General features: G+C 63.7%; 12 protein-coding genes. 6 read left to right on the top strand and 6 right to left on the bottom strand.

What is annotated here, in order from left to right:
* The first annotated feature begins 86 nt into the window (after positions 1–86).
* From proS to GR167_RS14515, 4 genes are all read left to right on the top strand, one after another.
* A complete protein-coding gene (gene proS, locus GR167_RS14530) occupies positions 87–1,439 on the top strand; it encodes a proline--tRNA ligase (RefSeq protein WP_160974431.1) in 1,353 nt (450 codons plus the stop codon).
* Positions 1,440–1,813: 374 nt separating this feature from the next.
* Positions 1,814–3,052: an MFS transporter gene (locus GR167_RS14525; RefSeq protein ID WP_370741321.1), complete on the top strand. Its 1,239-nt coding sequence runs from the start codon at positions 1,814–1,816 to the stop codon at positions 3,050–3,052.
* A 107-nt stretch (positions 3,053–3,159) separates the two neighbouring features.
* Positions 3,160–4,449: a lipoprotein-releasing ABC transporter permease subunit gene (locus GR167_RS14520; RefSeq protein ID WP_160974430.1), complete on the top strand. Its 1,290-nt coding sequence runs from the start codon at positions 3,160–3,162 to the stop codon at positions 4,447–4,449.
* Complete coding sequence (locus tag GR167_RS14515) at positions 4,442–5,125, top strand: ABC transporter ATP-binding protein (protein ID WP_160974429.1); 684 nt, start codon at positions 4,442–4,444, stop codon at positions 5,123–5,125. Before GR167_RS14520 ends, GR167_RS14515 begins: the two co-directional genes overlap by 8 nt.
* A 56-nt stretch (positions 5,126–5,181) precedes the next feature.
* Here GR167_RS14515 and GR167_RS14510 read toward each other — a convergent pair whose 3' ends face one another.
* Positions 5,182–5,595, bottom strand: coding sequence for a DMT family transporter (locus GR167_RS14510; protein WP_160974522.1), 414 nt, complete (start codon positions 5,593–5,595; stop codon positions 5,182–5,184).
* 249 nt (positions 5,596–5,844) lie between these two features.
* Here GR167_RS14510 and GR167_RS14505 point away from each other — a divergent pair, with 249 nt between their 5' ends.
* Both GR167_RS14505 and GR167_RS14500 read left to right on the top strand, forming a co-directional pair.
* Positions 5,845–6,264, top strand: a complete 420-nt coding sequence (locus GR167_RS14505; RefSeq protein WP_160974428.1) for a c-type cytochrome — start codon at positions 5,845–5,847, stop codon at positions 6,262–6,264.
* Positions 6,265–6,284: 20 nt separating this feature from the next.
* A complete protein-coding gene (locus GR167_RS14500; RefSeq protein WP_160974427.1) occupies positions 6,285–6,695 on the top strand; it encodes a c-type cytochrome in 411 nt (136 codons plus the stop codon).
* A gap of 90 nt (positions 6,696–6,785) precedes the next feature.
* On the opposite strand, the gene GR167_RS14495 is transcribed toward GR167_RS14500, so the two are convergent.
* The 5 genes from GR167_RS14495 to parE all read right to left on the bottom strand — a co-directional run bounded on the left by GR167_RS14495 (position 6,786) and on the right by parE (position 11,444).
* A complete protein-coding gene (locus GR167_RS14495) occupies positions 6,786–7,463 on the bottom strand; it encodes a hypothetical protein (RefSeq protein ID WP_160974426.1) in 678 nt (225 codons plus the stop codon).
* 337 nt (positions 7,464–7,800) lie between these two features.
* The gene (locus tag GR167_RS14490; RefSeq protein WP_160974425.1) at positions 7,801–8,205 is read right to left on the bottom strand and encodes a PaaI family thioesterase; all 405 of its coding nucleotides are present in this window, start codon (positions 8,203–8,205) and stop codon (positions 7,801–7,803) included.
* Between the two features lie 143 nt (positions 8,206–8,348).
* On the bottom strand, positions 8,349–8,726 hold the full coding sequence (locus GR167_RS20170) for a hypothetical protein (RefSeq protein ID WP_212769985.1): 378 nt from the start codon (positions 8,724–8,726) through the stop codon (positions 8,349–8,351).
* A gap of 90 nt (positions 8,727–8,816) precedes the next feature.
* The gene (locus tag GR167_RS14480) at positions 8,817–9,485 is read right to left on the bottom strand and encodes a hypothetical protein (RefSeq protein WP_160974424.1); all 669 of its coding nucleotides are present in this window, start codon (positions 9,483–9,485) and stop codon (positions 8,817–8,819) included.
* Positions 9,486–11,444, bottom strand: coding sequence for a DNA topoisomerase IV subunit B (parE, locus tag GR167_RS14475; protein ID WP_160974423.1), 1,959 nt, complete (start codon positions 11,442–11,444; stop codon positions 9,486–9,488).
* Between the last annotated feature and the right edge of the window lie 40 nt (positions 11,445–11,484).

The raw sequence follows: 11,484 nt of genomic DNA, 5'->3' as shown, positions 1-11,484 counted from the left end.
GGCCTCGCGTCTCATCGGGCTTGCCTGCCCGCCCGTCACCTTCTAAACCGGCCTGAAAGCCAAATGCCAACCCAAGGGGTCCCTAAATGCGTCTGTCGCGCTATTTCCTGCCCGTTCTGAAAGAAAACCCGTCCGAGGCGCAGATCGTCAGCCACCGCCTGATGCTGCGCGCCGGCATGATCAAGCAGCAATCGGCGGGCATCTATGCCTGGCTGCCCTTGGGCTTCAAGGTGCTGCGCAAGCTGGAAAACATCGTGCACGAGGAACAGGTCCGCGCCGGTCACATCCCGATGCTGATGCCGACGCTGCAATCGGCCGACCTGTGGCGCGAATCCGGCCGTTACGACGGCTATGGCGAAGAAATGCTGCGGATGCAGGACCGCCACGGGCGCGACATGCTCTACAGCCCCACCGCCGAGGAAATGTTCACCGACGTGTTCCGCGCCCACGTGAATTCCTACAAGGACCTGCCGCTGACCCTGTACCAGATCCAGTGGAAATTCCGCGATGAAATCCGCCCGCGTTTCGGCGTGATGCGGGGCCGCGAATTCTACATGAAGGACGGCTATAACTTCGACCTGTCGAAAGAAGACGCGCTGCACGCCTATAACCGTCACCTGGTCAGCTACCTGCGCACCTATGAACGGATGGGGCTGCAGGCGATCCCGATGCGCGCCGATTCCGGCCCCATCGGCGGCGATTACACCCATGAATTCCTGGTGCTGGCCGAAACCGGTGAATCGGAAGTGTTCTATGACAGCGAAATCACCGATCTGACCTTCGGCGACCGCGCGATCGATTACGATTCCGTCGAACAGTGCCAGGCGGTGCTGGAGGAATTCACCTCGCGCTATGCCCGCACCGATGAAACCCATGACGAAGCGCTGTTCAACGAGGTCCCCGAGGAACGCCGCCGCACCGCGCGCGGCATCGAGGTCGGCCAGATCTTCTATTTCGGCACCCAGTATACCGATGCGATGAACGCCGCGGTGCAGGGCCCCGACGGCAAGCCGGTGCAGATCCACATGGGATCGCACGGCATCGGCGTGTCGCGCCTGCTGGGCGCGATCATCGAGGCAAGCCATGACGAAAACGGCATCATCTGGCCCGAGGGCGTGACGCCCTTCCACGTTGGCATCGTCAACCTGAAACAGGGGGATGAGGAAGCCGATGCCGCCTGTGAAGCTTTGTACGACAGCTTCACCGCCGCCGGGCTGGAACCGCTTTACGACGACCGCAAGGAACGCGCTGGCGGCAAGTTCGCCACCATGGACCTGATCGGCCTGCCCTGGCGCATCACCGTCGGCCCGCGCGGGCTGAAGAACGGCGTGGTCGAATTGACCAGCCGCCGCACCGGCGAGAGCGAGGAACTGCCGCCCGAACAGGCGGTGGAAAAGATCATTCAGATCTACGCCAAGCACCGCGTGACCGGGCTCTGATCCTTTCACCGGTTCCCGAACGAATTAAAACCCGGCCGCGCCACAGGTGCTCGGCCGGGTTTTTTAATTGATACCCTTTGTTGATCCGAGCTCTTGGGGCATGGACCCCAGCCCGAAACAGCGGCGCTTTGCGCCGCCGGGCGGGCGCTTCGGTGAGGCATGCGCGATACATGAAGGTCGGAAGGGGCGGATGGATAAACTGCCAATCGCGCAGCTTGGCGCGCCCACCCGCGGCCGGGCGCAGCCCGTTCCCTGCCATCCCGGTCAGGGCTGTTCCGACGGGCCGATTTCCGTCCTTTCCCGGCCATCCGATCCATGCCACTGTCGCAATATCTTCCGGCTCGATACGGCCGAAGCAGGGAAGGGACCCGGCAGTGACACAACCGAACCAAGCCGAAACCGAGCAACCAAAACCGCAGTGGCGCGGCCTGCCTGCGGGAATCTGGGCCCTCGGGCTGGTGTCGATGCTGATGGATATTTCCTCTGAAATTATCCACGCTCTGCTGCCGGTCTACCTGACCGTCGGGCTGGGCGCGACGACGCTTGCCGTCGGCGTGATCGAAGGCATTGCCGAGGCCACGGCGGCCATAACCAAGGTGTTTTCCGGTGCCCTGTCCGATCGGATCGGGCGGCGCAAGGAGCTCGCCGCGCTCGGCTATGGCTTGGCGGCGGTGACCAAACCGGTGTTCCCGCTCGCCCCCTCGATCGGCTGGCTGATCGCGGCGCGGTTCATCGACCGGGTCGGCAAGGGCATTCGCGGCGCGCCGCGCGACGCTTTGGTCGCCGATATCGCGCCGGGCAACCTGCGCGGCGCGGCCTTCGGGCTGCGCCAGTCGCTCGACACGTTCGGCGCCTTTCTGGGGCCGCTTCTGGCGATCGCGCTGATGTGGCTGTTCGCCGACGATTTCCGCTCCGTGTTCTGGGTCGCGGTGCTGCCCGCCTTCCTGGCCCTGGCGCTGATCGTCTTCGCGGTGAAGGAACCCGACCGCCCGGCGGGCCTGCGCAAGGTGCGCAACCCGCTGTCGCGCGCCGAATTGCGGCTGCTGGGCGGGGTCTACTGGCAGGTGGTCGTGGTGGCGGCGCTGTTCACCCTGGCGCGGTTCAGCGAAGCCTTCCTGATCCTGCGGGTCGAAGCCGAGGGCGTCGCGCTGATGCTGGTGCCGCTGGTGCTGGTGGGGATGAACGCGGTCTATTCGGTCGTGGCCTATCCGGTCGGCGCGCTGTCGGACAAGATCGGCCGGGTGCGGCTGATGATCGTGGGGCTTGCCCTGCTGATCGTGGCCGACCTGTTCCTGGCGCTGTCGGGCGGGCTGATGGGCATCGCCGTCGGCGTGCTGCTGTGGGGCGCGCATCTGGGCTTCACCCAGGGGCTGCTGTCGGCGCTGGTCGCCGAAACCGTGCCCGCCGAATTGCGCGGAACCGCCTTTGGCATGTTCAACCTGGTGACCGGCGTGGCGCTGCTGCTGGCAAGCGTCATCGCGGGCGGGCTGTGGCAGGTCTTCGGCGCGCAATGGACCTTCCTGGCGGGCGCCGCCTTCGCCGCGGTGGCGGCGATCTGGATCCTGCCGCTGCGCCACAAGATCGAGAATGGCAGGCACAAGGACGCGGGGTGAGCCGAACCTGTTGTCGTGCGGGCGGTTGCCCGCCCGCCCCGCAAGTTGAAACTTGACCTCCGCCCATCGCTGGGCCACCTCTGGGAAAACCAAACAAGGGCCGGATGATGGCGGGCAGCACTGCACCCTTTTCACGCTTCGAATGGATGATCGCCTGGCGCTACCTGCGTGCGCGCCGGGCCGAGGGCGGGGTCAGCGTGATGACCTGGATTTCGCTGATCGGCATCACGCTGGCGGTCTTCGCGCTGATCGCCACGCTGGCGGTGCGCTCGGGCTTCCGCGCCGAATTCGTCGACACGATCCTGGGCGCCAATGCCCATGTCACGGTCTACAATATCGGCCGGGTCGACCCGGTGACCGGCGGGATCGACCGCACCATCCCCGATTACGCCGAGCTGGCCGAGCGTATCCGCCAGGTCCCCGGCGTCACCCGGGTGGCGCCGCTGGTCAAGGGGCAGGTGATGGCCAATGCCCGCAACCGCAACGCCGGGATCGAGGTGTTCGGCATCGCGCTGGATGACCTGAAGGCGATCCCGCGCATTGTGGCCGCAGACACCGGCATGGGCGACATTTCCCGTTTCGACGATGGCATCGCCATCGGATCGGGCGTGGCGCGCGAACTGGGCGTGACCCTGGGCGACAAGATCAAGGTAATCTCCCCCAACGGGGTCAAGACCGCCTTCGGCACCTCGCCGCGGGTCAAGGCCTATGAGGTGATCTATATCTTCTCGGCCGGGCGCTACGACATCGACCGTGTGCGCGTCTACATGCCCTTCAAGGAGGCGCAGAGCTATTTCAACCGCGAAGGCGTGGCGGATGAGATGGAAGTGATGGTGGCCGAGCCGGAAAAGGTCGACGACCTGACGCTGCCGCTGCTGAAGGCGGGCGGCGACGGGGTGCAAATCTGGTCCTGGCGCGACGCATCGGGCGGCTTCCTGCGGGCGCTGGATATCGAGGACAACGTGATGTTCGTGATCCTGTCGATCCTGGTGCTGATCGCGGCGATGAACATCGTGTCGGGGCTGATCATGCTGGTGAAGAACAAGGGCCGCGACATCGGCATCCTGCGCACGATGGGGCTGACCGAGGGATCGGTGCTGCGGGTCTTCTTCATCTGCGGGGCATTCACCGGGCTGATCGGCACGGTGTTTGGGGTGCTGTTCGGCTGCCTGTTCGCGATCTATATCGATCCGATCTTTTCGCTGGTGAATTACGTCTCGGGCGGCGGCGTCTGGGACCCGTCGGTGCGCGGCATCTACAACCTGCCGGCCAAGCTGCAACTGGGTGACGTTCTGAGCGCGGTGTCGCTGTCGCTGGGGCTGAGCTTCGTCGTCACCATCTTCCCGGCGCGGCGCGCGGCAAGGATGAACCCGGTGGAGGCGCTGCGCTATGAATGATCCCGTGCTGGCCCTGTCGGGCGTCACCAAGACCTATAACAAGGGCCTGCCCGGCGCGGTCGAGGTGCTGCGCGGCGCGGAGCTTTCCATCGCCCCGGGTGAGGTGGTGGCGCTGGTCGCCCCCTCGGGCGCGGGCAAATCGACCCTACTGCATATCGCGGGGCTCTTGGACACGCCCGATGAGGGCGCGGTGCGCATCTGCGGCCGCGACATGACCGGCATGTCCGACCGCAAGCGCACCGCCGCGCGGCGCGAGGACATCGGTTTCATCTACCAGTTCCACCACCTGCTGCCGGAATTCACCGCGCTGGAAAACGTGGTGCTGCCGCAGCTGGCCAACGGCGTGAACCGGGGCGAGGCGGTGACAAGGGCCGCCGACCTGCTGGCGCGGGTGGGGGTGGGCGGCCGCGCCGATCACCGCCCGGCGGCGCTGTCGGGGGGGGAACAGCAGCGGGTGGCGTTTTGCCGGGCGCTGGCCAACGAACCGGCGCTGCTGCTGGCGGACGAACCCACCGGCAACCTGGATCCGGGCACCGCCGATCACGTGTTCGAAACGCTGATGGAACTGGTGCGCGCCACCGGCATGGCGGCGCTGATCGCCACCCATAACATGGAACTGGCGGCCCGGATGGACCGGGTGCTGCGGATGGATAACGGGGTTCTGACCGAGGGTTGAGGACGCGCCCGGCGCGCGCCGGGCGTCCCCCCGCCCGCGCGGGCGGGGCCTCCGATCTAGACCTTCCGCGCCAGGAACACGCCCAGGCACATCACCGCGATCCCCAGGGTGCGTTTCAGGGTCAGCGGGCTCTGGATCGCGCCGAACCAGCCGAAATGGTCGATCGCGGCGGCGCAGAACAATTGCCCCAGCAGCACGAAGAAGATCGCGTTGCCGATGCCGAACTTCGGCGCCACCATGGTCACCGACAGCACGTAGAAGGCCACGAACAGCCCGGCCAGGAACAGGTGTTTCGGTGCGCCCATAGCCTTGGCCAGCGGCGCAGGCCCGGTGATCAGCACCAGCAGCGCCACCGCGCACCACGCGACCGAAAACAGGATCGCGGCGGCGGCTACAGGCGATCCGATCCGCCCGCCAAGCGCCGCGTTCAGCGCCGCCAGGACAGGGATGCCGACACCGGCGGCGAACATGGTCAGGGCATAGATGGTGGTCTGTGGCAATTTGTATCCTCCCGGTCGTATCGGCGGCAGGATGGGCAAAACCGCCCCGCTTGTCACCCGTGTTGTGACCGGGCCGCGCCCGCGGGCCGGGGCGCGGTAAAAAACCCGCGACCGGGCCGATCCGGGGCTATCGCCGCGAACATGATACGTGTCAAAGTGGCATCGCGCCGGGTCTGCCACAGTGCAGGAAACCGCGCTTTGCAGGGAAGGAGACGCCGGATGCTCAAAGCGATTCTCGCATCAGTTCTTTTCACCACCGTGGCCGCCCCCGGCCAGGCCCAGGAAATCGACAATACCGCCCAGATCGCCGCCGGGCGCGATCTCTACATGCGCCACTGCGCCACCTGCCACGGGCTGGAAGCCGACGGCGACGGGCCGATGGCGCCGATCCTGCTGGTGCAACCGGTCGCCCTGTCCGCGCTGGCGGCGAATAACGGCGGCGAATTCCCGTTGCTGCGCGCGATCCGGCGCATCGACGGGCGCGATCCGCTGGTCAGCCACGGCAGTTCGATGCCGGTCTATGGCCAGTTCTTCGAAGGCGACGATACCGCGCTGAAGGCCCCGAACGGCCAGCCGGTGATGACCAGCCGGCCGATTGCCGATCTGGTGTCTTATCTGCTAACCATTCAGCAAGAATAACGATTTCGACGGAGGCGCAGATGAAACCCCTTACGATCCTGGCCGGACTGGCGGGCGCGGCCCTGCTGGTGGCCTGTGCCAATGACAGCATGCCCGAAGCCGGAGAGGGGGCGGCGCTTTACGCCGAAAACTGCGCCCTGTGCCATGGCGTGTCGGGGCGCGGCGATGGCGAGCTGGCCAAGGACCTGCGCCCGGCCCCGGCGGACCTGACCGCGATCACCCGGCGCTATGACGGGACCTTCCCGCGCGCCCATATCCTGTCGGTGATCGACGGCTATACGCGGATGGACACCCCGGGCGAGGACATGCCGGAATTCGGCCTGCTGCTGGAAGGCCCGACCGTGCCGGTCGATGTCGGCGACGGGAAGTTCTCGCCGGTGCCGCGGCCGCTGGCGGCGCTCATGGTCTATCTCGAAAGCATCCAGCAGTAAGACGGGCTGATCTGCCCGGAACAAGGCCGTCAGGATGAAGTGGGGCCGCTGCCCCGGCGGCGCCAACCCGGCTCGCGCCCGGCTAGACCCTCAATCGCAGATCCCGCGCGTATCGACGCCTTTCCACGGCACCGCCGCGATGGCGTCGATCCGGTTCTGCATCCGCTCCACCGGCATCGCCTGCGACAGCATCGCGTGCAGCCGCCCGGTCCGCGCCGCCTGCGGCGCCAAGGCCCGGCAGCAGACATATTCCTCCACGATCGCCGCCTGCTGCTCATAGGCGAAATCGGCAAATCGCGCCTCTCCGTCCAGATCGAACAGATACGGGTCGCGCCCGCCGCCATGTTCCTGCGCCGCCTTCACCGGGTGATAGCCGGTGTCGCGCCGGTTCTGCCATTGCCAGACATGCGCCATTTCATGCGAAAACAGCATCAGCGCGTAAAGGTCGGTGCCGGGCCGGTATTCCTGGGTGAAATCTTCGCGATAGAGGTCGTCGCGCAGCAGCACCGTGTTGAACAGGGTGGTGGCGGCGGGCGACCAGGTGACGGTCTCGGTCTCGACCGGCGGGAACACCCGGTCCTGGCAGGTCACCCGTGGCCGTGCGGCGTATTCGAAGGTGAAGGAGCGGGCGAAATGCCCGTCCACCAGCCGCACCTTTTCGGTCTGCAATTCGTCGCCGTAAAGCGTCGCGGCGAAGGATTTTTCCCCCTCGGTCAGGGGACGGCCGCAAGCGGCGAGAAACAGCAGCAGGATCGGGGCAAAACGCATGGGGCGATTAGGCATGGCGGGGCGCGATTGGTCCAGCCCTTTTGCGCGGCCCCGGCATATCGCGGAGGCCGCGCGGGGTCATGATCAGCCGGTGGTCACCGACGGCGGCATGGAGCTTTCCCGTTCCGCCCCGGGCAGCGAGGTAATGGCAGACAGGGCCGAGGTCGCGATGACCCAGCCCAGCACGATCAGAATGAATCGCATGGGGTCCCCTTCGGGTTGATGTGGCAGGTTCTGGCGCAGAATCTTGAGCAGACGGCTTTCAGGTTACCTGCGCCGCGGCGGGCATAAAGTAAGGGATTCCCGACCTAAAACTTTCCGCCGACCGTCCGTTGGCCTACCCTGCGAACAGCGTGGCCGAGGCGGTGGCGACCGGCTTGCCAGATGTTTCCTCGCTCATCGTGGCGCGGACGAAGGTCATCGCCCGGCCCGCGCGCACCACCTCGGACCGGCACAGGATCGCGCTGCCCTTGCCGGGGCGCAGGAATTGCGTGTCCATGTTGGTGGTGGCGAAGGGATGGAAACCGCCGCGTGCGGCGCAGGCGGCCAGCACCATCGTGGTGTCGGCCATCGCCATCAGCGCCTGCCCCGACACGATGCCCCCCACCCGCGCCAGCCGGTCGGTCAGCGGCATCCGGGTGGTGAGGTGTTCGGGCGTGACCTCCGTCACCGTCAGGTCCAGGTCCAGCACCCAGGGGGCGAAGTTTTCCTGCAGCAGGGCTTGGGCGTCTTGCGGGGTCATCGGCGGCTCCGGGATTGGGTGGCGGAAGGGTAGGGGAGCCGGCCGGTTGCGGCAAGCGGGGTAGGGTGCGTGCTTGCACGCACCTTCCTAAAGAGGCGCCATCATGGTGCGTGAAATCACGCACCCTACGTCTTGTTAAGATGTTAATTTTTAGCGTTAAAACCTAACGAAAAGATTTTAAGTAGGCTCCCACTCGAATTCATTTCTATTTCAAAGAGTTTCAAATTCGACAGGTCGACGCCCCCTTTGCGCCAGTCCGATCTGATCTGGCTCAGCCTATCATCTTCGTCAGACACCGACGCGTCCAGAATGCTCTCTTCGGCAACAATGCCAAAATTCATATCCGCTTCGAAACCATAGCAATCCGTGAAAACCAATGTACTTCTTTCGCCGTTCGGCCACCGGATTTTCAAAGAAACCTCGTCGCACTTACCGGGATTTTTCCGGTCAATATTCACGCTCAACAATTCGGTGTCATGCCACGGAAGTTCGTCAAATTTCACGTCCATCGCCTTGTCCATTCTGGCTCAGATGAGGGGTAGGGTGGGGTTTTGCCCCACCAATTTGCTCGGTGTCGGAATGGTGGGGTGAAACTCCACCCTACGGGTTGCTTAAAGCAGTGATCCGGGACGCTTAAAGCGATTATCTATGATAGCAAAATTAAGAAAGTGCTGAATAATATCAGCGCTGTCAAAATACTGAAATGTATCTGATATGTGAAGGGCTTCACGTCCGTAAGATAGTTCTGGAAACTCAAAATATTCAACGAAAAGATCCTCATCATAACCAGGTTGCGGTATGGAAAGTGCTCTTATTAAGAGGTTTCGTTGAGATTTTTTTAAGACTGGTTTTGCGCTAGGTGAAATGAATACAAAATGAATTCCGCTTTTTGACCTTAAGGCAATGTCATAAGTCGGTCGAAAGGAGTACCCCTCACCAAGGGTTCTCGCTGGTAATCGGTCTTCAGAATATGAGTACTGATTAGGGTCAAGTTTGCTCGCAACGTATTTCACGATGGCAATTTTTGAATTGGCCTGAACTTCATCGAAATTTGCTTTCAGTCCTGCTGTGATCTGATCCAGTTTCTTTGTTTTAAATAATTCTTTTAATATATTCGGTAGGTCAGAGTAGCCCCAAGGGGCGGGGGGCTTTGATCGGTATGTTGCTATTTCTTCTTCGCTTTTACTTGTGGTGCTTGTGCTTAGTATCGCCCTGCCATCGAATATAGGAAAACATCCGCTAGCCCTAATTATTTGTGACTTCGTTATTTCTGTTACCATCTACACATCCAGCTCCTCCACGAACCGCGCGTTCTCCTGGATATACTGGAACCGCAGCTCGGGCTTCTTGCCCATCAGCCGCTCGACCAGGTCGCCGGTTTCGCCGGGTTCGTCCTCGTCGATGGTCACCCGGATCAGCTTGCGCGATTTCGGGTCCATGGTGGTTTCCTTCAGGTCCTTGGCGTCCATTTCGCCCAGACCCTTGAAGCGCGACACGTCGATCTTGCCCTTGCCGCCCAGACCCTTTTCCAGCATCGCGTCCTTTTCCGCCTCGTCGATGCAATAGACGCGGCGGGCGCCCTGGGTCAGCCGGAACAGCGGCGGGCAGGCCAAATACAGATGCCCGGTATCGATTAGCGGCCGCATCTGGGTGAAGAAGAAGGTCATCAGCAGCGACGCGATATGCGCCCCGTCGACATCCGCGTCGGTCATGATGATGACCTTGTCGTAGCGCAGATCGTCGATGTTGAACCGGCTGCCCAGACCCACACCCAGGGCCTGGCTCAGGTCGTTGATTTCCTGGTTGGAGCCGAGCTTGGAGGATGCCGCGCCCAGCACGTTCAGGATCTTGCCGCGCAGCGGCAGCAAAGCCTGCGTCTTGCGATCCCGCGCCATCTTGGCCGACCCGCCGGCCGAGTCGCCCTCGACGATGAACAGCTCGGTGCCCTCGCGGTTGGTGGCCGAACAATCGACCAGCTTGCCGGGCAGGCGCAGCCGCTTGGTCGCGGTCTTCCGCTGGGTTTCCTTTTCCTGCCGGCGGCGCAGCCGTTCCTCGGCCCGCAGCACCAGGAAATCGAGGATCGCACCGGCCGATTTGGTATCCGCCGCCAGCCAGTTGTCGAAATGGTCGCGCACGGCGTTTTCCACCAGCCGCTGCGCCTCGACCGTGGCCAGACGGTCCTTGGTCTGGCCCACGAATTCCGGTTCGCGGATGAAACACGACACCAAGGCACAGCCGCCGGTGATCAGGTCGTCGCGGGTGATCTGCGCCGCCTTCTTGTTGTTGACCAGCTCGCCATAGGCCTTGATCCCCTTCAGGATCGCGGCCCAGAAGCCCGCCACATGGGTGCCGCCCTCGGGCGTCGGCACTGTGTTACAGTAGGACTGGATGAAGCCATCGCGCGACGGCGTCCAGTTGATCGCCCATTCGACCTTGCCCGGGGTGTTGAACTTTTCCTGGAAATCCACCGTCCCGGCAAAGGGTTGCTCGGCATAGGTCGACGACCCGGTCATCGTTTCCTTCAGGTAATCGGACAACCCGCCGGGGAAGTGGAACGTCGCCTCAAGCGGCGTTTCGCCATCGTCGATGGCGGTTTTCCAGCGGATTTCGACGCCCGAAAACAGGTAGGCCTTGGAACGGATCGACTTGAACAGGCGGGCGGGCTTGAACCGGTGCTGGCCGAAGATCTGCTCATCGGCGTGGAAGGTCACCGTGGTGCCGCGCCGGTTCGGCGCCGCGCCCACCTTTTCCACCGGCCCCTGCGGGATGCCGCGGCTGAAGCGCTGCTCGTAAAGTTCCTTGTTGCGCGCGACCTGCACGACCATCAGATCCGACAGCGCGTTGACGACCGAGGCACCGACCCCGTGCAGACCGCCCGAGGTCTGGTAGGCCTTGCCGCTGAATTTCCCGCCCGCGTGCAGGGTGCACAGGATCACCTCCAGCGCCGACTTGTCGGGGAACTTGGGGTGCGGGTCGATCGGGATGCCGCGGCCGTTGTCGCGCACGGTCAGCGAATAATCCGCGTTCAGTTCGACCTCGATCCGGTTGGCATGCCCGGCGACCGCTTCGTCCATCGAGTTGTCGAGGATTTCGGCCACCATGTGATGCAGCGCGCGTTCGTCGGTGCCGCCGATATACATGCCCGGGCGCTTGCGGACCGGCTCCAGCCCCTCCAGCACCTCGATGGAGGAGGCGTCGTAAGTGTCGTTCTGGGACCCGGAGAGAAGATCGTCGGCCATGTTTTGCTGCTCTTATGGATTGGTTGGGGGGCATTATGGC

It is taken from the genome of Thalassovita mangrovi, assembly GCF_009857745.1.
In the GTDB taxonomy this organism is placed as follows: Bacteria; Pseudomonadota; Alphaproteobacteria; order Rhodobacterales; family Rhodobacteraceae; genus Thalassobius; species Thalassobius mangrovi.
The sequence above is the reverse complement of the archived record's forward strand: the minus strand, read 5'-3'. Positions and strand labels throughout refer to the sequence as shown.

Coding starts and splice junctions, on each gene's coding strand:
- GR167_RS14490 (WP_160974425.1), bottom strand. CDS start 8,205: ATGACCCCGCAAGACGCCCAAGCCCTGCTGCAGGAAAACTTCGCCCCC.
- GR167_RS14480 (WP_160974424.1), bottom strand. CDS start 9,485: ATGGTAACAGAAATAACGAAGTCACAAATAATTAGGGCTAGCGGATGT.
- GR167_RS14505 (WP_160974428.1), top strand. CDS start 5,845: ATGCTCAAAGCGATTCTCGCATCAGTTCTTTTCACCACCGTGGCCGCC.
- GR167_RS14510 (WP_160974522.1), bottom strand. CDS start 5,595: ATGTTCGCCGCCGGTGTCGGCATCCCTGTCCTGGCGGCGCTGAACGCG.
- GR167_RS14500 (WP_160974427.1), top strand. CDS start 6,285: ATGAAACCCCTTACGATCCTGGCCGGACTGGCGGGCGCGGCCCTGCTG.
- parE (WP_160974423.1), bottom strand. CDS start 11,444: ATGGCCGACGATCTTCTCTCCGGGTCCCAGAACGACACTTACGACGCC.
- proS (WP_160974431.1), top strand. CDS start 87: ATGCGTCTGTCGCGCTATTTCCTGCCCGTTCTGAAAGAAAACCCGTCC.
- GR167_RS14495 (WP_160974426.1), bottom strand. CDS start 7,463: ATGCGTTTTGCCCCGATCCTGCTGCTGTTTCTCGCCGCTTGCGGCCGT.
- GR167_RS14515 (WP_160974429.1), top strand. CDS start 4,442: ATGAATGATCCCGTGCTGGCCCTGTCGGGCGTCACCAAGACCTATAAC.
- GR167_RS20170 (WP_212769985.1), bottom strand. CDS start 8,726: ATGGACAAGGCGATGGACGTGAAATTTGACGAACTTCCGTGGCATGAC.
- GR167_RS14520 (WP_160974430.1), top strand. CDS start 3,160: ATGGCGGGCAGCACTGCACCCTTTTCACGCTTCGAATGGATGATCGCC.